This is a genomic window from Acinetobacter sp. YH12126, assembly GCF_013418745.1.
GTDB classification, from domain to species: domain Bacteria; phylum Pseudomonadota; class Gammaproteobacteria; order Pseudomonadales; family Moraxellaceae; genus Acinetobacter; species Acinetobacter amyesii.
Genome location: NZ_VPBM01000002.1, coordinates 266,365 through 289,778, shown reverse-complemented (window position 1 = coordinate 289,778; position 23,414 = coordinate 266,365). Strand labels below are relative to the sequence as shown.

The following is a 23,414-nucleotide window of genomic DNA, read 5'->3' as shown; positions in this document are numbered from 1 at the left end:
TATGTCAGAGATAAAATCACTAGAAGATATTTTTAATGATGATGATCTAGGTTTGCTAGATGACGGTAAGGATGGTGACATCTTTAAAATTAAGCATATACCTGTCCAACGTGCAGCTGCTGATGAAGTTGCTAAACGTAAGCGATGTAAGGACTTTGATCAATTTGAACATTTATTTAAAGATGTTCATCGAGAGCTTCGGGAGGGTAAACGTAAATTATTGCCTTTTAATGATAAAGGTTATCAACTGGTTGAAGGTAATTACTATGTTTTAAACGGCTTGCTGGTTTATCTTGCCGATATTAATTTTACGTCAGAAGCCAAAACTGTTGAGGGTAAACGTTTCCGCAAAGATGGTCGAACACGTACTATCTTTGAGAATGGAACCGAATCAACCATGCTTTACCGTTCATTAGCCAAAGCATTGTATAAAGATGGACGCATTATTTCAGAGACCAACGAACAAGAAAACTCTAACTTTTATACTAATTTTGGCGGTATCACTGAAGACGATACATCGACAGGTTATATTTATATTCTGAAATCTAAAAGTACAGATCCACGTATCCAATCATATGATCATCTTTATAAAATTGGTTTTGCAACAACAACTGTTGATAAACGTATTGCGAATGCAAAAAAAGAGCCTACTTATTTGATGGCTGATGTTGAAGTCATTGCTGAATATCAAGCTTTCAATATTAATCCTCAAAAATTTGAATATTACCTACATGCCTTTTTTGGTGAATCTTGCCTTGATCTATTGGTCACAGACAAACATGGTAAAAATCATCAACCTAAAGAGTGGTTTATTGCACCTTTAGAAGTAATTCAGCAAGCTGTCGAATTATTGGTAAATGGGCAAATTATGAATTATCGATACAATAAGTTTACGAAAGCAATTGAATTAAGATAATTAAATTTAAAGGGATATATGACTAATATTATTAAAGTTCGGGATGATCATTCACCAATAAAGTTTCAACAGGATTCTACTGATTCTTCTAGATTTTCTTTATGTGAAGATATTGAGTGCTCTTGGCTCAATCCTAATGAATCATTTTCTTATAAAGAACTTCGCACAAGAATTGAACCATGGCTAACGGCTCTATTTCAATCTGAGCATCTTTCTTTGCTTGCGGGTTCTGGTTTAACCCATGCAGTTCATTATTTAGCAGCAGATAAAGCTGCTACGGGTATGAATGCTTTAACACTTAATAATTTCAACGACGAAGTAAATCAGGCGGCAAAAAAATCATCTGAAGCGACTGGTCGTAAAAATGGTAACCTAGAAGATCAATTACGTGTAGCAAATGAATTGCTCCGTGGGCTAGAAATTTTGAATGATGATAAAGCTATTGCCCTTAAAAAAGAATTAGAAATAGCAATGCAAGGCTTTGCTAATTCAATATTGGTTAGTGAAAATGGTATTGCCACAGCAAACTTTGAAAAAAGAGAAAATGCTTTCAATATCTTAGTTACATTTCTAATGAGCTTTGCTAGTCGTACTGGTGTACGAGATAGGTTAAATATTTTTACAACGAACTATGATCGACTTATCGAAGCTGGTTCAGAATTAGCAGGTATTCACTTACTTGATAGATTTTTAGGCAATTTAATGCCTATTTTTAGGTCATCTCGTTTAGATTTAGACATGCATTATAATCCTCCTGGTATCCGTGGAGAACCTCGTTACCTTGAAGGAGTTGTTCGATATACAAAACTTCACGGATCAGTAGATTGGATACAAGTAAATAAAGATATTCGGCGTATTGGTTTGCCATTTGGAGCAAAATCAATAGATCCATTTCTTGAAGTGGCAGGTTATGATGATATGACCCCACATGAATTAATGATTTACCCAAATTCAGCAAAAGATCAAGAAACGGCAAATTATCCTTATGTTGAATTATTCCGTGATCTGGCTGCTGCTATTTGTCGTCCTAATAGCACTCTAGTTACATATGGCTATAGTTTCGGTGATGATCATATCAATAGAGTTATTCGAGATATGTTAACGATCCCATCGACCCATTTGGTCATTATTTCTTATGATGACAATATGGGAAGAATCATGAAATTATATGAGGAGTTGGGACGTAATTCTCAAATTAGTTTACTTATAGGTCCTGCACTAGCAGATCTCACAAACTTAACACAATACTATTTACCTAAAGCCGCAATTGATAAAACCACTTCTCGGATGAGTGAACTTTTAAAACAAAGATTGCCTTCAAATCAAGAATCCATTATTTCAGAAAATTTAGATAAAATTAATGGAGGTATTACATTATGAGTATTTCTCCATTAGCTTATACTGATTCACTAAGAATAGGGACTGTGGATTTTGTTTCACCAAGTGAAATCAAAGTTCTACTTGATATTGAAGCCCCAGAAGGCACTGCATTAAACACAGGCACACCAAGAGCATTTCCCAAAGTTAATGGATATGTTCTTATAGCTAGTGATTGCGGATATTTAGTTGGTCAAATTGAATGGATAACGATAGAACGCTCACAATATCCAAAAAGAAAAGGAATGCAAGATTTTGGTTTAGTTGATTTACCATATCCTTTGCGGAAAATGAGCTTAAATCCTTTGGGTTGTTTGATTTACGACAAAGAAGAAAATGATAGGGTTTATTATAAATTTCAAAGAGGTGTAGAAAGCTACCCCACAGTGGGAACACCTGTTATTTTGCCAACTCAACATCAATTACAAGATATAGTTGAATCTGGTGATAATCGAAGAGTTTGTATTGGTACCAGTCCATTGGCAAATGGTGCAAAAGTGATGATTGATCCAGATCGTCTTTTTGGTCGTCATTTAGCAGTATTAGGTAATACTGGAAGTGGTAAATCTTGTTCTGTAGCTGGTTTGATTCGCTGGTCACTTGATGCAGCAGAAAAAGTTAGACATAGTCAGCCAAATGCCCGATTTATCATATTAGATCCTAATGGCGAGTATTCAGAAACTTTTAAAGACAAAGAAAACGTTCGAATCTTTTCTGTAGAACCCAAAGATGAAGACATACAGCAACTTCAAGTTCCGTTATGGCTTTGGAATAGTTCTGAATGGGTTTCTTTTACTCAGGCAAGTCCTAAAACTCAACGTCCTACATTAATTCAGGCCTTACGTTCGGTTCGGGAAGGTGTTTTTAATATTGAGCAATCTGCTCATCAAGAAATGAAACAATATTTAAGAACACTCATTAGCATTACCCAAATCGAGATTAACTCAGGTTCACCTTGGGGAAACTTTCCCAAACCCAAGAATTTTTTTGAAAAGTTAAAAAAATGGAAAATTGGAATTACTGATCAAGATGTATTTGATGGTAATCAACAAACTTGTTTAACAGAAATTAAAGATAAGATAACCCACTTTGAACAAGCGCGTTCAGCTCAATATGCACAATTTGACTTTGAGAGAACTGAGATTAATGACTTCTTACAATTACTAAAAATTGCCTATACCTCATTTGGTGGTAGTGCAATGGATGCATTGCCCATAGATGCTGATATTCCAAGACCATTTTCTGGTGAAAATTTATTAAAAAGTATTGAAGGAAATGCCGAATTGCTAGGTGTCTCAGAATATATTGATACTATGCAAATGAGAATTAAGACTCTTCTCTCAGATACTCGAATGAAAGTTTTAACAAGTCAGATTGACGGTGCAGAAGAAATGTCTTTGGATGGTTGGCTTTCTAATTATATCGGGGATAACAATTCTTCAAATGGAACAGTTACAGTTATTGACCTTTCATTAGTTCCAGCAGAAATTTCACATATCATTGCAGCCACTATAGCTCGAATGACATTGGAATCGTTACAAAGATATCGTCGAATGAATCATGGGCAAGTCTTACCTACAGTATTGGTTATGGAGGAGGCTCATACTTTTGTGAAAAGATACAAAGATGATGTCGAGCATCAAAATTCTTCTTCTATTTGTTGTCAAGTTTTTGAAAAAATTGCTCGTGAAGGTCGTAAATTTGGATTAGGTATGATGCTTTCATCACAAAGACCTAGCGAACTTTCACCTACTGTTCTTTCTCAATGTAATAGTTTTTTGCTTCATCGAATTAGTAATGAACGAGATCAAGAGCTGATACACAAATTGGTGCCTGATAATCTTCGCGGATTATTGAGAGATTTACCCTCGTTACCTTCTAGAAATGCAATACTACTTGGTTGGGCTTCGGAATTACCCGTATTGGTTCAAATGAATCATCTTTCAGCTGAACATAGACCTAGATCAGATGATCCTGATTACTGGAATGTATGGACTGGACAAGATAAGGATGGAAATAACGTTACCCGTTGTGTAGATTGGAAAGAGATAGCTGATGATTGGCAGCAGATTTAAATACTGGGTCCAAGTAAAATAAGAACAGGTGTCCAACGCCTGTTCATTTAAATAAGAATACGCAGGCAGATAATGGATTATCAATACAATAAGCTTACGAAAGAGATTGAATTTAGAAAATAGTATTGAGTTTAATAATACAGCCACCTTCAATGATGGTCTCTGTAACGCATAACAAAATATTTTGTACGATAAATGTTTAATACTTAGGTGAAAGAGGAGTGGAGATTTAAATAATCCAAGACAGCCTCTTCAAATACATATGAGTACGCATATAACGCTTTCTGGAATAGCCCATCTGCGGAAGATGTAATATCTGTCAGATGGGTGCTATTTTATCTAAAACAAAAGGGGTTGTTAAAAAGTCGATTACGACGCTCTCTATTTTGAGATTTTTGAGGTCTGAACGTACGTCCTCAGAAATCACAACTTGCCTTTTTTCATTAATAATATATGAAAAATAGTAAGTCTCTGTGTTTCCATTTAATGAGGCAACTACTTTATTAGTTACAATTAAGCCATCACGAGTCTTTATCGAGGTCAACGTTTCTATTTTTTCTAAAGCCATTAAGTAAATTTTTTATTTAGATAGAACTCATTTTGCAGTTTAGATGTATTATTTATAAGCATATATCGGATTTTTTTTGTAACAAAAAATTAAAAAAATGCGTTGCGTTTTTAAGTTGTAATGACTGTAGTGTGCTAGCTATAGTGATATGAAACTACAATGTGGCATAGAGTTAGTATTTGTGACTTTCGATTAGATAATTTATTTGATTTAAAGCTCAATATTGTCATTTTAAAAACTTTTTCATAGTGATTCTGTTACTGTTTTATCAAACTAACTGTTCAAATAAATTTGTTGAAAATTAGATTAGGTGTCTTATGGGGATCGGTGCATTAACAATTGAAAAATATCATCAAAAATCTGCATTAATTGATTCAATATTAGCTTCGAATGCCAAGATATTTGTTGGTGGTCAGAGTATGGATCCGACAAATAAAGCGAAATTTATACCCCATTTAGTGAAAGGCTTAAGTCCATTAGAGTTTCTTGATTTAATGCAGAATACTTTTGGTTCTGATGTGGTTACACATGAGGATTTAAGGGAATTTAAGCTTGATATCGAAAAGATGTTACTGCATTTCACAAATCACCTCGTTGATATGATTAAGTATCAAAACAATGAACTATTTAATCGGTTCATTGAGTACAACAAAGACGGTACTTTCCGTTTGTTTGAGGTATTTTACAAAAAGTTAGTGAGTGGTCGTTTAAATCACTCTGATATCGTAGCATCAGGCTTAACTGGACGTTTTGCTGATCTGTTTTCTCATTACCTCAAGCAATTATCCAGAGTTCCTGAACATAACTATAAAGGTGAGATTACTATACACCCTTTATCCTTTGGAGATATAAAGCATCCTGTTTTAGAAACCAAAGAAAATTTCATGGTTTTGCTTGATATTTTGATTATGCAGGTTGTATGTGAATATTATACAGACAAGAAGTATTTTGGTGAGGATGAAGTCATCCAAGATTCTATAAATGTAATGAGAGAGGCTTTATTCAAGTTGTTTTATTATCTTCCTCATACTAGAGGGGGGATTTCAAGTGGACCAATCTCGGAAAAATCAGTAATTGAAAAAAAAATGTCACATATTTACTTGGTAAATAAGTGGCGTAATAGCAAAGAAGGATTTGAGGAAATCAAACGCCTTATGCAACATAGTTACACTACCCAAGAAATGGCAGGACTATTAAATTCTCTTTGTGTAAAAAATGCTTATGATAATGGAATGTGCTTTGATGATACTCTTGGTTATAGCGAAATGTTTTACTTTGATATCCTAGTTGAACTTATGGGCTATCTAAATTGCTTTGAGCAAATGTATTTAAAGTTGAAAGAGCAGGCAGTTCTTAATGATTCAGAAACTAATAATGGTGAATCAGTAAAATTCACGATGTTATTAAATGAACATAATCTAAATATATTGCCAATAATAAAATTTAATGATTCAGAAGATTCAAGAAGTTTGTAAGTTATGGGGTTTGATCGATTAGATTAATTGATCATTTTTTAGTGTGATTTTGTTCTTGACTAATAAGTACTGTATTCATGCTTTATAGGATGATGAACAACATTTCTATATCTATAGTCACAAGCTAGCCTTTACAAGATTTTAGCTAATTCAAAATTAGCTAAAATCATACATTCGTAAAATCTATAAAAATTTATATGTCGAAAAAGTATTCTTTATTGTTAGTAATTCAAGATAGAGTTAAATTTTAAAAAATCATTTTAATTAATTGATAAATATGAATTAAAAAGTAGTTATAGTAAACATTAGTGAGCAATGTCATCTTAGTTGGTACTTTGGGTCGTGACCCTGAAACAAAAACTTTCCCAAATGGTGGTTCTCTCACTCAGTTCTCAATTGCAACGAGTGATTCATGGACAGATAAAAATACAGGTGAACGTAAAGAGCAAACAGAATGGCACCGTATTGTGTTACATAACCGCTTAGGTGAAATTGCACAGCAATATTTGCGCAAAGGTTCTAAAGTGTATATTGAAGGTTCATTACGTACTCGTCAGTGGACAGATCAAGGCGGTCAAGAGCGTTACACGACTGAAATTCGTGGTGAACAAATGCAAATGCTTGACAATAATCGCCAACAAGGCGAACAAGGTCAAGGCGGTGATTTTGGTCAGCCTCGTTTTAATAATCAACAAGGTGGTTATAACAATAACCAAAACCAAGGTGGCTACGGTAATAGCTCAAACCAAGGCGGTTATGGCAATAACCAACCAGCTCAAGGCAATAGCTATGGCAATAACAACCCAGGTGGTTTTGCGCCAAAACAACAGCCTGCACCGACACCGGCTCCTGCAGCAGCAGATTTAGATGATGACTTACCGTTCTAATGAACCTTAAACACAGCGTTTAAAACGGTAGATCATCATCAAAAAAAGCCCTCAATCTTGAGGGTTTTTTTCGCAGGTCTCATCTTGAAAGATCAGTTTCATTTTGCAATTGAGTCGACGACTTATTTTTTTTCAGAAACCCACATGGTAATTACGGCTTTAAAAACGGCTTCATTACGCGTGTTGTTCACCACGACATTCACCAAATAATCACTCCCTGCATTCCACGTAAAATTAGCATCGACAGGCGTGGCAATGGCCGTTAAATCTGTATCGGCTTTTTTCAAATATTCCACAGTCATGCCTTTGGGAATCCAACGATGGCTGCTCGGAACGGTTACATCCGTCATGGTACCGCCAGCCAATTCGGCCATATTACACATGGCAATCGCGTGGACAGTGCCAATATGATTCAACACACTGCGCTGTTTTTTAATATGTAGTTCACAGTATTGGGGCTTTAATTCATCAAAAACAGGCGAAATACTGCTGAAATACGGTGCTTTTAAACACAGCAATTTAGAAAAAGTCCATTTCCCTGCGGGTTTGTTTTGGAAGGTCTTCCATAATTTTAATGCTTGGCTCATGCTTAATTATCCTTCATTATTCAGAATATAATTCTAATGCAGAATAATATTCTGTTAGTGGCGTAAATGACGTCACAGCTATTAAAAAAAGCCAACATTATTTTAAAATGACCCGAGCAAAGGAAAGTATCGATGTCGTCAAATCAAGCATTATTGCAACGAATTTACAGTGGTCGCAGAGCGGAACTTAAAAGGCAGATCTTAGGAGAAGCCCTTGCATGTTTTGTAGAACAAGGGATTGAAACGACGACGATTGAACATGTACGAGACCGTGCAGAGACCAGTGTTGGAGCGATTTACCATCATTTTAAAAATAAAGATGGTTTAGTAGCAGCATTGTATTTTGCGGCATTGCAAGATCAATTTGCGAAAAGGGCAGACGCCTTGACACAGGCCCAATCGCTGCAGGAAGGCATTCAAGCCATTTTGTGCTCGTATATAGACTGAGTCGAAGCCTATCCTGATTTTGCAGAATTCTTATATGCTGCAGGGTTTAGTATGCGTAAGGAAACGCTACAAGCCGAGTTAAAACAACATAATCTACAACGCAATACCGCGCTGCTGGATTGGTTGACCGCACAATCCGATTGGCATTTGATCGAGCATCTACCCAAAGAATTAATGATGTCTTTGGTCTTAGGGGCAACGGAAAATTATTGTCGGGCATGGTTATCGCATAAAGTCAAAACGCCACCATCACACTATAAACAACAGTTTACACAGGCTGCTTGGCAGGCCCTCTGTATGGATATAAAGCCTTGCTCTCATTGAAATTGATTGGTTTGCTCGATGGAAAGGTAAAGATTGATTTAAATAATAAATCTAAAAATCCGATAGTTTTTATAAAAAAGTTCGGTTTTACCTATGATTTGATAAGTCGTATTCTAGCTTCAACAGATAAGCAATCCCTGAAATGAGTTAGAGGAATATCAAATGAGTTTAATTAATACTGAAGTAAAACCATTTAACGCTACCGCTTACCAAGACGGTCAATTTATTGAAGTTTCAGAAAAAGACTTCTACGGTAAATGGTCTGTGGTGTTTTTCTATCCTGCTGACTTTACTTTTGTATGTCCAACAGAATTAGGCGATCTTGCTGATCACTATGCTGAATTCAAAAAAATGGGCGTAGAAATTTATTCAGTATCTACTGATACACACTTCACGCATAAAGCTTGGCACGATTCTTCTGAAGAAATTAAGAAAATCGAATACCCAATGGTTGGCGATCCAACTTGGACACTTGCGAAAAACTTTGATGTTTTAATTGAAGCGGATGGTCTTGCTGACCGTGGTACTTTCGTAATTGACCCTGAAGGTAAAATCCAAATCGTTGAAATCAATGCAGGTGGTATTGGTCGTGATGCTTCTGAATTGATGCGTAAAGTAAAAGCTGCTCAATATGTACATGCACACCCAGGTGAAGTATGTCCTGCAAAATGGAAAGAAGGTGAAGCGACGCTTGCACCATCGATCGACCTAGTGGGTAAAATCTAATTTGGTGATCCAACCGTAGATTTAAAAAAGCCAGAACTCAGTTCTGGCTTTTTTGTGGTTTAGATCATTAGACTAAATAGCCATCATGTTCTGGAGCATAGCCACGAACTCCATCGACTAAATAGTCAATTAATCTTTCCATGACTAGGCGTTGACCTTTGCGCGAAGCATATACCAATTGCACCGTACCGACATTTGAGCACCATTCGGGGAAGAGGTGAATTAAACGACCTGCCTCAATATCTGCTTGCACGGTTAAATAGGGTAAGTCTGCAATGCCTAAACCATCGAGTACTGCATAATAAGTACCGGCTAAGTCATTGCTTTTAATCCGAGGCTGTAAGGCAATTTCAATCTGTTCTTGCTGTCCCGTATGATGCAAATGCCATTGATAGCGGTTTTTCTGAGTGCCCAAAACGATACTCGGAAATTCTGTCAATTCGGTAATATGCTTTAACTCGCGTCCTTGTAAAAGTTCAGGACTAATCACTAAGCAATGCACGGTTTTAATCACGTCACGTACAATAATACTCGAGTCTTCATTCTTACTAAAATTGGTGCGAATCGCCAAATCAATGTCGTCATGTAAGACATCCACACGGCGGCTAGACAGCTCGAGTTCGACCTGAACTTTGGGATGATCTTTTAAAAACTGATTTAACAAGGGGCGAATTTGATGTTCCATCATGACTGGTGGACAGCTAATTTTAACCAAGCCTTCAAGTTCACTTTTTTGCTTCAAGAGCACCTGATGCGCACATTCGACTTGTTCGATCACTTTTATGCATTCTTCATACAATTCTTGGCCTAATGTCGTGACCTTAAAGTGTCGGGTAGAACGCTGAATAAGGGTGACATTATATTTGGCTTCAAGATCTAAAATGCGTCGGCTTAATTTTGATTTTGTAATATTCGATGCTTCACTTGCAGCGCTAAAACCGCCATGTTTCACCACCAAGTAAAAGTAGTAATAGTCATCAAATGAATGCATGGATCACCTTATGCAGTGAAAAATTATTTCAATTCCAATTATCATACGTCAATTTATACATCAGGTATAAAAAAAGCGGCTCGAAGCCGCTTTTTACTACTGGAGGATTATTTCTTTTCAGTATTTTGCGTATAGCTGTTGATGAGGTTACGGTAGTCTGGAATATGGTTGCCGAAAAGCGCACCTAAACCTTCAATATCATTACGCCAGTCACGGTGTAATTCACACGCGGTACCAAACCACGTCATGAGCTGTGCACCCGCTTGCGTCATACGTTCCCACGCTGAGTCGCGGGTTAAATGGTTGAAAGTACCTGAAGCATCGGTCACCACAAAGACGTCAAAGTCTTCTTCTAAAGCAGACAAGGTTGGGAATGCCACACAAACCTCAGTCACTACACCGGCAATAATCAATTGTTTTTTGCCGGTTGCTTTGACTGCTTTCACAAAATCTTCATTATCCCAAGCATTAATTTGACCTGGTCGTGCAATATAAGGTGCGTCAGGGAACATTTCTTTGAGTTCTGGAACCAATGGCCCGTTTGGACCTTGTTCAAAACTGGTGGTGAGAATTGTTGGAAGATTAAAATATTTAGCAGCTGCAGCCAGTGCAAGCACATTATTTTTAAATTTATCTGGATCAATATCGCGAACCAATGAAAGTAGACCTGTTTGATGGTCAACTAAAAGTACCGCGGCATTGTCTTTGTCTAAACGAACGTAAGGTTTGCCCATTTTATTGTCCTCTTTCCTGTTTGCAAGTACGCAGGATCAGATGAAGTCTGCGTGTTAACTCGATTTAGCATAGCTATACAAATGGGATAATGGAATGGGTTTAAATGAGAAAAACAATCATAAAATTGGGATAATTTATTGTTGAATATGACTTAAACCCCTATATTTTTCAAATCAATGCTTGTTTTTGAGTAAATTTTAGATTGTATTACTGATTATTGTTCTATATTTGAGATATAGAATGCTATCTGGATGATGGTCAGTAAGTATTTCAAAGTTTAAAATTAGCGCTATGTTCATCCTATCGTATGAATATAGGAGCTAAGAAATGAAAAAAGTAATTGGTGTTTATCGTAATCAGCAAATGCACTGGGTGGGCGATGGTTTTCCAGTCAAAAGCTTATTTTCCTATGATCGTCTAGGTCAGGCGATTAGCCCATTTTTGCTTTTGGATTATGCGGCACCTTATCAGTTCGATCCCACCACTGCACAGCATGGCGTGGGTTCACATCCACATCGTGGTTTTGAAACCGTGACTATCGCCTACAGCGGTGAAGTGACTCATAAAGACTCAAGTGGTGGTGGTGGCACAATTCAAACGGGCGATGTGCAATGGATGACCGCAGGTTCGGGTTTGGTACATGAAGAATTTCATTCGCCTGAATTTGCTCAAGCAGGTGGTCTTTTTGAGATGGTTCAATTGTGGGTGAATTTACCGGCAAAAGACAAAATGACTCAGCCTCGTTATCAAGCGATCACGCGCCAAGATATTCCACGCATAGACATGGATGAAGGTGCAGGGCATATTCGGGTGATTGCCGGTGAAATGGGTGGTCACCTTGGGCTAGCACAGACCTTTAGTCCAGTGAATGTGTGGGATGGTGAGTTAAAAGCTCAATATGAAACCACCTTACATGTACCTGAAGGGCATAACACCATTTTGGTGGTCTTGAAGGGTGAGGTTGTGGTGAATGAAAGCCATAAAGTGCAAGACAGTTCGATGGTCATGTTTGCCAAAGACGATATCGCCATTCAGCTACAAGCGTTGCAGGACACACAATTTTTGTTGCTTAGCGGTGAGCCACTAAATGAGCCGATTCAAGGTTATGGCCCATTTGTGATGAATAGCAAAGCTGAAATCATTCAAGCCTTTGATGATTTCAATAACGGAAAATTTGGTGAAATTGCAGTGGCGCATGAAGCTTAAGCGAAATTCATGACATTGAAATAGCCGAAAAAAAAGCCTCTGAACAGTCAGAGGCTTTTTTATTAAGCGCTGTAGTATTTATAGTTGTCATGATTTAAATATCATTTTACTTTTTATAAATTGTGATGAATTTATCACTTTCTTATGTGGCGCATCTTAGCGAGACTTGGCTTTAAAGTAAACCGAAAGTTATAAAAATGGTTAATTTAATTGTTTGGTTTTATAGAGTAATTAAAATTTTAAAGAAAAATATGTTTAAAAAACAAAGCTTAAATTGTGTGATTTTTGACTGTAAATATTTGTAAATTTAACTTAAAAACGGCTGTACTGAAATCCATACAAAAAGTGCGAATCTGGTATTTTTTAATAGCTATTTTTAACTTCTGATCAGTCATACTTTTAAACTGTGTTTTATAGATGGAAAAGAAAATTGGAAATTGCAGTCATCGGTAGTGGCATGGCTGGGCTGGCTACCGCAAGAATTCTTAAAGACGCAGGGCATAACATTACAATTTTCGAAGCTCTGCCTGGTCGTGGTATGGATAGCCACAGCACTGAGTTTGAAGGTGGCTTGATCGATGCCCCTTTGCGTGTGATGAATCCACACCTCTGGAAAAATACCTTAAGTTTGGCGACCCATTTAGGGATTAAAACTTTCCCAGTCCGTACCTATATGGCATGCAGTTGGCTATTTGAAGATCGTACAGAAACGTGGTTGACCACTAGTCGTAGCCGTATTGGTAATTTCCCAATTATTAATAATCGTAAAGGCTTACAACAATATGGCTGGCGTTTAGTCAAAGGAATGTTGCAACTCAAAGCCGCGATCACTCGATTTTTTAAATCAAAAAATCAGGACATCACGCTTGCCGAGTTCATTAATAAAAATGAAATTGAAGAAGTATTTTGGCATGGTGCGGTCATGCCTGTGTTGTATACCATTTGCACCTGTAACCCGAAAACGATTGGGGAATGGCCTGCGAAACCACTATTGATTTTCTTGCGTCAATTGACCAATGGTGATGCCTTGCTGCGAATCCAAGGTGGTACACCTGCGTTGGTTGATAAACTGATTGAAGGTTTAAATATTCAAAGTGGTACGGCAATTACCAAAGTGCACCAGCAAGACGATAAAGTCTTGGTGGAAACTGAGGCCGGAGCACATCATCTATTCGATCGTGTGGTTGTTGCGACACCAACCACCAAAACGGAAGAATTTTTAGATCCAACCCAGTTTGCTGATGATATTGAGCTCTTAAAGAAATTTAAATTTGAGCAAGGTCAGTTGGTGATTCACACCGATCAAACCGTGATGCCGCCGAAGCGTAAAGATTGGTCTGTACTAAGTTATATGATGGATCGTAAATTTACTCGTCAGCAATTTACCGTGTGGCTGAACTCAATCGAGCCGAGCTTGGTGGGTAAAACTCCAGTGTTCCAAACTTGGCAGCCAGTGACACCGATTGATCCTAAAAAAGTGATCTCTTCGGTTAGTTTGACACGCGCAGTGGTGGATTCTCATACCGTGGCGCTGAATAAAGAGTTACAGCAACGACATTTATCGCCTGAGCGTAAAGTCTTCTTCTGTGGCTCATGGTCTTGTGACGGTCTGCCGATTTTAGAATCTGCGGTAACGTCTGCTATGCATATTGCAGAAATTTTTGGTGCACCATTGCCGTTTGTAGGTTTAAAACCTAAAGTGGAGGTTGCCCCTCAACTCGGTTACTAACATGAAATGGCTTCAATCAATTCGTCATTATATTCCTAGCCATAAATATGCGATTAACAGTCGACTACTCGGAGATGATGCGGAGCTTGCTTGGAGCAATTTGGGCTATTGGGATGATGCAAAATCATCCTATCCTGCAGCCTGTCAAAAACTCGCTTTACATCTTGCCGAATCCATTCAATTAAAATCTACAGATCGTGTTTTAGACCTTGGTTGTGGGCAGGGCGCGAGCTTGGTTTTTTGGATGGAACATTTTCAAATTCAAAACTTATCCGCAGTCGAATTGCAAACCGAATGTGTGGAAAAAATCCAAAAAAATTTAAATTCAAAAATCAAAATACAACAAGATTCATTTTTGAATTTAAAAAATATTTATCCACAAAACTGTATGGATGCCGTACTGTGTATTGATGCTGCTTATCATAGTGATTTGAATTCATTGCTTTTACCAGTCGTTGATGTTTTGAATTCAAAAGGGCGCTTTGCTTTTCACTATTTAATGTTATCCGATGCGTTTTTGAATTTAAATTCATTACAGCGACTGAAATATCAAAGTCTGCTGAAAGCAGCAGATGTGAATTTTAAAAATTTAAATTCAAAACAAAATTTACAACACCAAGTGCAACAGGCAGGTTTCGAAAATATCCAGATCGAAGATATCAGCGAATTCGTATTTCAGGGTTTTGCCGATTATATTCAAGAACAACAAAGTCAGACGAGCCTGAGTCATGTGGATCAATTCAAAATCAAGATGACGGCAAAATTGTGCGAGAAGTTGTATCGAGATGGGCTGATTCGTTATGTGCAGATTAGCGCGAGGAAGCCATAAAAGAGCGGCTCTAAAAACATCAAAGCCTCACTAAAAAGCGAGGCTAAGAAATGGTGCCGGCACACGGATTCGAACTGTGGACCTACTGATTACAAGTCAGTTGCTCTACCAACTGAGCTATGCCGGCGTTGTGGAATGCATTCTACAGATTTTTTGAAGTGGTGCAAGTTAAAAAAACAGCAAATCGAATGTAATTTATACGTTTGATTTATTCAGCATTTGACCGATGTTTGGCTCTAAAAACCAGAGAAATAAAATTAGGCAATGTTTCACCCACAAGATGTGGGCGAAAAAGTAGGATAGATGAACGTTGGGTGCTATTTCATTCTTAAAATTTGGTCTAGATCCTGTGCGCATTCTTCAAGTGTATATGCCATCTCCAGTTGCATTTGGGGGCGGAGTTCATTGGCGAGCTTTCGCCATTCGTCAATCAGACGCTGTGCTTTTTGAATTTTATGTTTATTGATGTCTTTGGCAAGGGTTGGGGTATAGCCACCACGTTTGGCGTTCTTGATCTGCTTAACATAATTCTGGCTGTTATTCATGTTCTCTCCCGAATAGCAGTGATATATGAAAGGTATTTTTTAAGTTTTTCGTTGATCAAGTTAAAAGTACCGCAATCGCGTTTCAGTTCTATGATGTTTAAATTAATGAATAATTTTTTGAATAGCACCTATATTGAGAGGATGATTTATTTTTAGCATAGGCTTAAGTAATTGTCTTTAGAATATAAAATTTGTATTTGTAAATAAACGTGTCTTTCTTGCTGCCAATAAAAAATCCATAAGTCGTGCATTAGGAAAAAAACGTGTGAATTAAATCCATAAATCAGGACTTAAATACTGTGAAGTTATTGAGCTAAACAAATAGAAGATCAATTAGGGGAATATTTAATATTGAGAACAATAAAATTAAAAAAGGCCTAAATTTTATCAATTTAGACCTTCATTCTGCTTGGCATTGCAGTTTATTCTGGCGGTGAAAGAGGGATTCGAACCCTCGAAACGCTATAAACGTTTACACACTTTCCAGGCGTGCTCCTTCAGCCACTCGGACACTTCACCTTTTGCGCGGTGGATAATAGCGAAAAAAATATATTCTGCCAAGAGAAACAATTGAATTAGACAAAAACATCTTGAGCGGTGCTATGATTCGCAAAAATCCTGTCTAAATTGAAGACAATTATATGCAAAGTACTGCACAAAAAGCCGCATTGCCTGCCATCACCTTGGCAGCTTTGGGCGTAGTATTCGGAGACATTGGGACGAGCCCGTTATATGCGCTGCGCCAATGTTTCCTCACAGCACACTTGGCGATTAGCGAAGCGTCTGTGCTGGGTATTCTGTCCCTGATTTTCTGGTGCATCATGCTGACGATTAGTTTTAAATACGTCAGCATCATTATGCGCGCAGATAACAATGGCGAGGGCGGTATTATGTCGCTGTTGGCCTTGAATCTACGAACCACACGAATTGCCGAAAACAAAAAAATCTACCTGATCGCCCTTGGCTTTATTGGGGCATCTTTGTTCTTTGGTGATGGGATCATTACCCCCGCAATCTCTGTGTTATCCGCGATTGAAGGCTTAAGTATTGCGACGCCGATGTTTAACCAATGGCTGCAACCCTTATCGATTGGTATTTTAGCGGGGCTATTCTTAGTGCAACGCCATGGCACAGGCACGATGGGTAAATTCTTTGGTCCCTTGACGCTCATGTGGTTTTTATCCATTGGCGGTTTTGGACTATGGAGTATTTCGCAAACGCCATTTGTGTTGACCATGATCAGTCCGCATTGGGCTTTCAATTTTGTGGTACAGCAGCCCTATGTTGCGTTTTTAACCATGGGTGCGGTCATCTTGACGATGACGGGTGGTGAGGCAATCTATGCCGATATGGGCCATTTTGGCCGACTCCCAATCCGCTTGGCATGGTTTATTGTGGTGATGCCGTGCTTGCTGTTGAACTATGCGGGCCAAGGTGCCTTGCTACTGCGTAATCCTGAAGCTTTAGCCAATCCATTCTATATGCTGATTCCTGAATGGGCATTGTATCCAATGATTGCTTTGGCAACAGCGGCCGCGGTGATTGCCTCTCAAGCGGTGATCACAGGGGTATTCTCTATGGTCAATCAGGCGATTCAATTGCGTTATTTGCCGCGTTTGACAGTGAAACATACCTCTGAAGTTGAACGTGGTCAGATTTATTTACCATTTATTAACTGGGCATTATTTATCTCGGTGCTGATCTTGATCTTGCTGTTTGAAAACAGTGCGAATTTGGCCAGTGCGTATGGCGTAGCTGTGACCATGACCATGCTCTGCGGTACGATTTTGATCTCAGTTTTGGCTTATGGTTTATGGCGTTGGCCCGTTTGGAAAGTGGCAATATTTGCAGTGCCATTTTTATTGATTGATTTGATCTTTGTTGCATCGACATCATTAAAAATCGCAGCGGGCGGTTGGGTTCCAATCCTGATTGGTGCGGTATTGTTTACGATTTTAATGACGTGGAAAGATGGTCGGGCATTGGTGCTCAATCGACTCGGTAAAGATGCTTTGCCTATTGACCTGTTTATTCGCAGTGTCAGCATGGGTAGTGAAACCAAGTTTGTTCCAGGTGATGCCGTATTCTTGACAGGAACGCCTGAGATCGTGCCTCATGCCATGTTGCATAATATTAAGCACAACAAAGTTCTGCATGAACGCAATATTATGGTTACGGTCAACACCCGAGATGTGCCATTTGTACCCGAAAATGAGCGGGTGATCACGGAAAAACTAGATGATCGATTCTATCGAATCACGATGTTTTATGGGTTTAAAGATCAGCCGAATATTCCTGCCGCTTTGGAGCATGCGTATCGTGAATTGGGCTTTGAATTTGATCTAATGCAAATCAGTTTCTTTATTTCCAGAGACCGTATTATTCATACCTTGGGTGAAGGCATGGCACCTTGGCGAGAAAAGCTGTTTATCTCTATGCAGCGAAATACCAGTCCAGTCAGCGATTTTTATCAAATTCCAACCAACCGTGTGGTTGAGTTGGGCAGTCAGATTGAAATTTAAGACGTAGATTGAACTTTTAGGCATAGATTTAAAAGTTAGACACGAAAAAGCCAGATCAATTCTGGCTTTTTTTTATCTGTAATAATTAAACTTTTTTAGTCCAAAGACATAGAGATCATTCTGTTGCTTTTTCCTGGGAGGAGTATGCGAGCAAAACAACAGAATGAAGATGTTGCGTTATTTCATCCTTGAAAATACGCTGATTAGTTGATTGTCGCGTCTACATCTGCAGAGGCTTCAGGCGCAGCTTGGATGGCTTCGTCAGCAACAGGTGCTTCTGGGTTGGCTTGAATTGATGCATCTGCAGGATTTACACTTTGAGTCTCAGGTGCTGCCATAAAAGCATCTTGTTGTCCTTGAGGAGCTTCAGGCAATGCAGCCGATGCGCTATCGGCATTCACTGGCGCTTCTGCAGAAGAGGCAATGACTGGCGCAGCATTGGCATCCGTTGCTACGGCTTCAGGTGCTTGCTGTGCTGTTTCCACAGGTGCTTCAGTTATAACGGCTTCAGGTGTATTGACCACTGCCGTTTGTTCAGTTGGAACGGACTGCTCTGTAGGTGCAGCAGCTACACTTTGTTGTTCATTTGCGAGTGCATTTTCCGCTTCAGTCACGGCTTGTTCAGCATTTGCAGGGACTGCAGGGGCATTCGGATCGATTTGGTTTGCCTGAGCCTGTTCAGGGTTTAAGGGCTGTTCTGTTGCAGCGGCATTGACTTGTCCGGCAGGAGCTTCAACCAATTGAACTTGGCCACTTGAAACTAAGTCCTGAATGGAACCAGGTTGACCATTCACGGTGGTCACAATTTTGACTTTAGATAAGCTTTCTAATGTATCACCGGGTTGAATCGGCGGCTCTGCAAATGCTGCTGCGCTCATTAAACCTGAAATTAAACCTAAACCTAAAATTTTAGAATGCATAATCACTCCGTATATTTTTATCGCAATTTTTTGTATTTTTACCTTGTCATAATTCTTGAGGCGAATTCAATGAAACATACGCAACTGCTTCATGACTTCCTATAAAGACCTGCACAACTGCGACATAAAGTTACATCAACTGCTGCTTTGTTAAACAATATTTGTGTGATTGTTAAGCAAATTAAAAAAGAAAAGTGTACTAAAATTTGCACCCTTGTTAAGCTGCGGAAAAATAGTCCTTTTAGAAGTCATTGTTGTAAGTCATGGTCAAAAAGAAACGCAATTCAGCAAATCCGCTTTCACAGTTATTTGGGCAAAATGGCATAAAAGTGCTGTTGGGTCTGGTGGCAACAGGAAGCTTTGCTATTGCTTTCGGGCAAGAAAAAATTCAACAACTTGTTTCTATGAGCAGCACTTCAAATAGCGCTTGTTTGGACCAATTTTATCGTGAAGTGCCTCCTTATTTGGTCCGTGAAAGCCTACATAAAAACAGTTTTCCATTGTGTTTTAATGGCTTTAATGTCATGTATTCAGGGATATCCAAGACACCGCTTTGGGTTGCAGAAGCATTAACCCCCGCACGCCTGAGTCAAAAAATTCCGCGTGAAGATAACTTTCATGAAGAGACTCGCGTGCCGTCTGAATATCGGGCTTTGCTTTCAGACTATAAATCTTCAGGCTATGACCGTGGACACATGGCGCCAAATGCCGATATGCCCAATAAAGCTGCGCAGTTAGACAGTTTTTCTTTGGCCAATATGGTGCCGCAAGCTCCAAAAAATAATCAGCAAGTGTGGCGTGAGTTAGAAGAAGCCACACGGGCGATAGTGACCAAACAAAAGCAAGATGTCTATGTGGTGACGGGGCCGGTATACAGTGCGAAAAAATTAAAAACCATCGGGCAAGGGGTCATCGTGCCGACCGCCACTTATAAGGCGATCTATTTGCCGAAAAAAGGTGTTGCAGGCGTGTACTATGCAGACAATGCCTTGCGTGATACCGCACCTACAGTCAAAGTCATGAGTATTTGTGCGCTAGAAGAACTGACTGGAATTAATTTCTTTCCAGAATTAACCGAAGACCAAAAGCGTAATACCTACCGTTTGCCACTCAAAGCCACCCAAGTAAAAGCAAATCAAGATATCGCTTATTTGCATTGGGATGCTGAAAGCCAGTGTGCTGCAGATGTCGCAGAAGACAAGATTTTAAGTTTGCAAAAAGAGTTTAAATCGAGTGGTGGATCTGTGGGCGAGACATCCACGGCAAGTAGTGGAAATGACAACAATCAAGATGCCTTGGTCAAACAATTGATTGAAGAAATTCTGCAATATCTGCTACAGATTTTGAAATAATCGAGCAGATAATAGCGCTGAACTGTGAGTGATGAAGAAGATCATTGCTTGCAGTTGAAATCTTTTTCACGTATTTCTATTGCTGCATCACTACAACAAAAAAGAAGGATATCCATCATGTTCAAAGCATTTGAAAATGATACAGCGTCGCATGCAATTCATGACTTAACACTAGAAAATGGCCAAGATCGAATTAATATTTATGGCAATTTACAGGTGACGAAAGACAAAGCAGGTTTAGCTGCAGCGAAAGCTTTACAGGCATTTTTCAATGATGTGGTGACAACGCTTGAGGCGGATACCAACTTAGCTGAAAAAATAGCGCAGGGCGGTGAAGACAACGAAGTGGAAAATCCATTTCTTTAAAGCTGTGTCATCGACCGTCGAAGGAAGCAATGCTCAATTCGGGATGAATGAAAAAAAGCTCACAGGTTGTGAGCTTTTTTATAGTGTCTTCTTCTATTTATGCGTCTTTTGCCATCAGTTTATAGATGACCGCACCAATCACTGCGCCAATGATTGGGGCTACCCAAAACAGCCAAACTTGTGACAGCGCAGCAGTTTCAGCAAAGAATGCGACACCCATACTACGCGCTGGGTTGACCGAAGTATTGGTGACGGGAATGCTGATGAGATGGATCAATGTAAGCGCAAGACCGATCGCAATTGGGGCAAATCCGGCAGGTGCACGTTTATCCGTTGCTCCCATGATCACAATCAAAAAGCCAGCAGTCAGCACAATCTCAATGATTAAGGCTGAGAGCATAGAGTATTTGCCCGGAGATAATTCACCATAGCCATTGGTGGCAAAACCGCCGACGCCTGTAAATCCGGCCTGACCTTGCACAATGATGAATAGAATAAATGCGGCGAGGGTTGCACCCAGCAATTGAGAAATAATATAGGGCGCTAGTTCTTTGGCTTCAAAACGACCACCGGCCCACAAGCCAATACTCACGGCAGGGTTAAAATGTCCCCCTGAGATATGACCCAGCGCATAAGCAGCCGTCAATACCGTTAAACCGAAGGCCAGTGCCACGCCAGCGAAGCCAATGCCAAGTTCAGGAAAGGCCGCAGCCAAGACCGCACTACCACAACCACCAAAGACCAGCCAAAACGTACCGATCAGTTCTGCTAAATATTTATTCATTTAAAACTCCATTTGTTTTTGTCATTTGGAATAGATTTTCAATCTTTCACTCAGCATGAGTGCAATCTAGTTGTGAAGTGTTGTTTTATTCATTTATTGAATATGCATAGATTTAATGGATTTTGCTGAAAATCACAACATTTAAATTGATAACTGTGTCACATTTTAACTTGCTGCTTCAATTTGCGATAAGCGCCATTGCTGTGGGGTTAAATTTCGCCATTGTTTAAAAGCACGTTGAAATGCACTCTGTTCTGAATAACCCAGCAGTAGCGCAATTTCTTGCAAACTCAAATGTGGGTCTCTTAAAAATTCTTCTGCCATCATGCAGCGGACTTCCTGCATACGTTGCTGATAGGTGCTGCCTTGTTGTTGTAAATGGCGTTGTAATTGTCGGACGGAAAGATTGAGTTGCGTAGCGACATGTTCAATTTGGAACTGATTTTTTTGCAAACCCATTAAGATGGCTTGCTGTAAGCGTTGGTCGATTTGCGTGGTATTCGGCAGTTTTTCTAATAAAGACTGTGCTTGTTGCATCAACAGTTTTTGTAAGGTCTGATCGCCTTGGGAAAAAGGGCGAGACAGTTCTTGAATGGGAACGATAACCTTCGACTTTTCTTGGGAAAAACGAACTTTGCAGCGAAAATATTGTTCATACTGAGCGACATTTTTCGGTGCAGGATTATGAAAATGCACTTCGTGTAAATTGATATCTTCAAAACGCATAAATAATTTTAGAAACTGCAGCATTAACGCAATCGCAATTTCATCGGTCAATTGATTGGCCATATTCATGGGTAAATCATTCCAACCGATGGAGAAAAAATCATTTTGAATATCAATCAGCAATGGACTGCCATCGAAGATTAAGCGATGAAAATCATGGTAGCGGAGCAGTGCTTCGCCCAAGTTTTCACAGGACAGAGCAATATACGCAATAATGCCAATATGTTTGGGTTGCACATGTTCAGCAATTTCTAAACCCAGCGCCGGCTTTTGGATCTTTTGATCTAAATCCATCAATAAATCACGCCAAATGGCATAATCAAAACGCTCTAAGTTTTGAACTCTATTCAATTTTTCAGGAATGGCAATGCCTTGAGCTTGGTGATAAGCATAGAGCAAATGGCCCAGTCCTCCATAGACCGATCCTGTATAGTCCTTGAGTTGTTGCATATTTTTTTAATTCTAAATTTTGTCGTGTTTTGTCAATAATATTAAAAAAAACGGTCAATATCTAGCCTTTTTCATTACCTATAGTGGAGCTAAGAAAAGGAGATATTGGTCATGTTAAAAGGTTTTATTGCAGGGTTGGTCGTCGCCAATGCCTTTGAATGGTTCGCACATAAATATGTTTTGCATGGGACACATCGGTCAGGCAAGCCACGTTTTAGTCCAGTACCGAAAAGCATGAAATCACATTGGGAACATCATCGTGAAGTTCGAAAAACAGATTTTCATGATCATGGCTATGTTGAAGGTGTACAGAACTGGCGCACTAAAAATGAAATATTGTCACTGGTGGCAGTTTCAGCCGTATTTGTCCCGCTGTTTTATCCTATTTCCAAAGGAATGAGTTTGTCGGTATTGTATTGTGCAGGGAATTATTATTATATCCATCGTCGCGCACATCTTGAGCCAGAGTGGGCGATGAAAAAGATTCCATGGCACTATGACCACCATATGAACTCAAATCAGGATGCCAATTGGTGTGTGACTAAGCCGTGGTTTGATTATATTTTAGGAACTCGGGTGATCTCCTCGGCGAAATTACAGGAGCAGAACCCATTGGGTGTGCTACTGCCGACAGCGATTGCTAAACCATTGTCACACTGGGTCAATCGGGTATTTCCTGCAAAGTGGGTCGCTGAGCGTGAAAAGCCAGCTGCACTTCTTGAAACGGTCTAATATGAACGCACCATGGGTTTTGACAACTAGCTTTGCCATTCAATTGAGCTGTCGCAATTTGTCAATAAATTATGAATCTACTGTCAATCAAATGCAGTGCAAATGCCCTATATTTAAATGATCAAAAGGCTTGTACACGACGAGT

General features: G+C 39.1%; 20 protein-coding genes, 2 tRNA genes and 1 pseudogene. 14 read left to right on the top strand and 9 right to left on the bottom strand.

Features of this window, described 5'->3' with window-relative positions:
- Position 1: 1 nt before the first annotated feature.
- From FTU62_RS01440 to ssb, 5 genes are all read left to right on the top strand, one after another.
- Positions 2-916, top strand: coding sequence for a GIY-YIG nuclease family protein (locus FTU62_RS01440; protein ID WP_180101603.1), 915 nt, complete (start codon positions 2-4; stop codon positions 914-916).
- Between the two features lie 18 nt (positions 917-934).
- Entirely contained in the window at positions 935-2,296 is a 1,362-nt protein-coding gene (locus FTU62_RS01435) for an SIR2 family protein (RefSeq protein ID WP_180101601.1), read from the top strand.
- Positions 2,293-4,368 (top strand): ATP-binding protein, encoded by a 2,076-nt coding sequence (locus tag FTU62_RS01430; RefSeq protein WP_180101599.1) that lies wholly within the window; start codon positions 2,293-2,295, stop codon positions 4,366-4,368. Before FTU62_RS01435 ends, FTU62_RS01430 begins: the two co-directional genes overlap by 4 nt.
- Before the next feature lie 885 nt (positions 4,369-5,253).
- On the top strand, positions 5,254-6,411 hold the full coding sequence (locus tag FTU62_RS01425) for a hypothetical protein (protein WP_180101597.1): 1,158 nt from the start codon (positions 5,254-5,256) through the stop codon (positions 6,409-6,411).
- A 308-nt stretch (positions 6,412-6,719) separates the two neighbouring features.
- A complete protein-coding gene (ssb, locus tag FTU62_RS01420; RefSeq protein WP_180025068.1) occupies positions 6,720-7,298 on the top strand; it encodes a single-stranded DNA-binding protein in 579 nt (192 codons plus the stop codon).
- Between the two features lie 122 nt (positions 7,299-7,420).
- Here the strand turns inward: ssb and FTU62_RS01415 are convergent, their stop codons facing one another.
- Positions 7,421-7,885, bottom strand: a complete 465-nt coding sequence (locus tag FTU62_RS01415) for a hotdog fold domain-containing protein (RefSeq protein WP_168378960.1) — start codon at positions 7,883-7,885, stop codon at positions 7,421-7,423.
- Positions 7,886-8,017: 132 nt separating this feature from the next.
- On the opposite strand from FTU62_RS01415, the pseudogene FTU62_RS01410 reads away from it, so the two are divergent.
- Both FTU62_RS01410 and ahpC read left to right on the top strand, forming a co-directional pair.
- Positions 8,018-8,656: pseudogene (locus tag FTU62_RS01410) on the top strand (TetR/AcrR family transcriptional regulator).
- A 162-nt stretch (positions 8,657-8,818) separates the two neighbouring features.
- Positions 8,819-9,382, top strand: a complete 564-nt coding sequence (gene ahpC, locus FTU62_RS01405; RefSeq protein WP_078190520.1) for an alkyl hydroperoxide reductase subunit C — start codon at positions 8,819-8,821, stop codon at positions 9,380-9,382.
- A gap of 67 nt (positions 9,383-9,449) precedes the next feature.
- Here the strand turns inward: ahpC and FTU62_RS01400 are convergent, their stop codons facing one another.
- The gene (locus tag FTU62_RS01400; protein ID WP_180101595.1) at positions 9,450-10,373 is read right to left on the bottom strand and encodes a LysR substrate-binding domain-containing protein; all 924 of its coding nucleotides are present in this window, start codon (positions 10,371-10,373) and stop codon (positions 9,450-9,452) included.
- Between the two features lie 107 nt (positions 10,374-10,480).
- Positions 10,481-11,107, bottom strand: a complete 627-nt coding sequence (ycaC, locus tag FTU62_RS01395) for an isochorismate family cysteine hydrolase YcaC (RefSeq protein WP_078193174.1) — start codon at positions 11,105-11,107, stop codon at positions 10,481-10,483.
- Positions 11,108-11,435: 328 nt separating this feature from the next.
- Between ycaC and FTU62_RS01390 the strand changes: the two genes are divergently transcribed.
- The 3 genes from FTU62_RS01390 to FTU62_RS01380 all read left to right on the top strand — a co-directional run bounded on the left by FTU62_RS01390 (position 11,436) and on the right by FTU62_RS01380 (position 14,872).
- On the top strand, positions 11,436-12,314 hold the full coding sequence (locus tag FTU62_RS01390) for a pirin family protein (RefSeq protein ID WP_180101593.1): 879 nt from the start codon (positions 11,436-11,438) through the stop codon (positions 12,312-12,314).
- Positions 12,315-12,744: 430 nt separating this feature from the next.
- Positions 12,745-14,043 (top strand): FAD-dependent oxidoreductase, encoded by a 1,299-nt coding sequence (locus FTU62_RS01385; RefSeq protein WP_180101591.1) that lies wholly within the window; start codon positions 12,745-12,747, stop codon positions 14,041-14,043.
- 1 nt (position 14,044) lies between these two features.
- Positions 14,045-14,872, top strand: a complete 828-nt coding sequence (locus FTU62_RS01380) for a cyclopropane-fatty-acyl-phospholipid synthase family protein (RefSeq protein ID WP_180101589.1) — start codon at positions 14,045-14,047, stop codon at positions 14,870-14,872.
- Between the two features lie 51 nt (positions 14,873-14,923).
- On the opposite strand, the gene FTU62_RS01375 is transcribed toward FTU62_RS01380, so the two are convergent.
- From FTU62_RS01375 to FTU62_RS01365, 3 genes are all read right to left on the bottom strand, one after another.
- Positions 14,924-14,999: transfer RNA gene (locus tag FTU62_RS01375), tRNA-Thr, on the bottom strand.
- A 190-nt stretch (positions 15,000-15,189) separates the two neighbouring features.
- Positions 15,190-15,417 (bottom strand): hypothetical protein, encoded by a 228-nt coding sequence (locus FTU62_RS01370; protein ID WP_078190515.1) that lies wholly within the window; start codon positions 15,415-15,417, stop codon positions 15,190-15,192.
- A 428-nt stretch (positions 15,418-15,845) separates the two neighbouring features.
- A tRNA-Ser gene (locus tag FTU62_RS01365) sits at positions 15,846-15,936 on the bottom strand.
- Between the two features lie 122 nt (positions 15,937-16,058).
- Between FTU62_RS01365 and FTU62_RS01360 the strand changes: the two genes are divergently transcribed.
- Positions 16,059-17,939, top strand: coding sequence for a potassium transporter Kup (locus FTU62_RS01360; protein ID WP_078193161.1), 1,881 nt, complete (start codon positions 16,059-16,061; stop codon positions 17,937-17,939).
- A 203-nt stretch (positions 17,940-18,142) separates the two neighbouring features.
- Here the strand turns inward: FTU62_RS01360 and FTU62_RS17580 are convergent, their stop codons facing one another.
- Positions 18,143-18,859, bottom strand: coding sequence for a hypothetical protein (locus FTU62_RS17580; protein WP_180101587.1), 717 nt, complete (start codon positions 18,857-18,859; stop codon positions 18,143-18,145).
- A 263-nt stretch (positions 18,860-19,122) separates the two neighbouring features.
- On the opposite strand from FTU62_RS17580, the gene FTU62_RS01350 reads away from it, so the two are divergent.
- Together FTU62_RS01350 and FTU62_RS01345 are read left to right on the top strand one after the other, a co-directional pair.
- Positions 19,123-20,211 (top strand): DNA/RNA non-specific endonuclease, encoded by a 1,089-nt coding sequence (locus FTU62_RS01350; protein ID WP_180101585.1) that lies wholly within the window; start codon positions 19,123-19,125, stop codon positions 20,209-20,211.
- A 117-nt stretch (positions 20,212-20,328) separates the two neighbouring features.
- Entirely contained in the window at positions 20,329-20,577 is a 249-nt protein-coding gene (locus FTU62_RS01345; protein ID WP_180101583.1) for a hypothetical protein, read from the top strand.
- A gap of 97 nt (positions 20,578-20,674) precedes the next feature.
- Here FTU62_RS01345 and aqpZ read toward each other — a convergent pair whose 3' ends face one another.
- Both aqpZ and FTU62_RS01335 read right to left on the bottom strand, forming a co-directional pair.
- The gene (gene aqpZ, locus FTU62_RS01340) at positions 20,675-21,361 is read right to left on the bottom strand and encodes an aquaporin Z (RefSeq protein ID WP_078190501.1); all 687 of its coding nucleotides are present in this window, start codon (positions 21,359-21,361) and stop codon (positions 20,675-20,677) included.
- A 165-nt stretch (positions 21,362-21,526) separates the two neighbouring features.
- Entirely contained in the window at positions 21,527-22,537 is a 1,011-nt protein-coding gene (locus tag FTU62_RS01335; RefSeq protein ID WP_180101581.1) for an AraC family transcriptional regulator, read from the bottom strand.
- A gap of 111 nt (positions 22,538-22,648) precedes the next feature.
- Between FTU62_RS01335 and FTU62_RS01330 the strand changes: the two genes are divergently transcribed.
- Positions 22,649-23,269 carry a hypothetical protein gene (locus FTU62_RS01330; RefSeq protein ID WP_111884519.1) on the top strand — a complete coding sequence of 207 codons (621 nt, stop codon included), beginning with the start codon at positions 22,649-22,651 and terminating at the stop codon, positions 23,267-23,269.
- Positions 23,270-23,414: the final 145 nt, after the last annotated feature.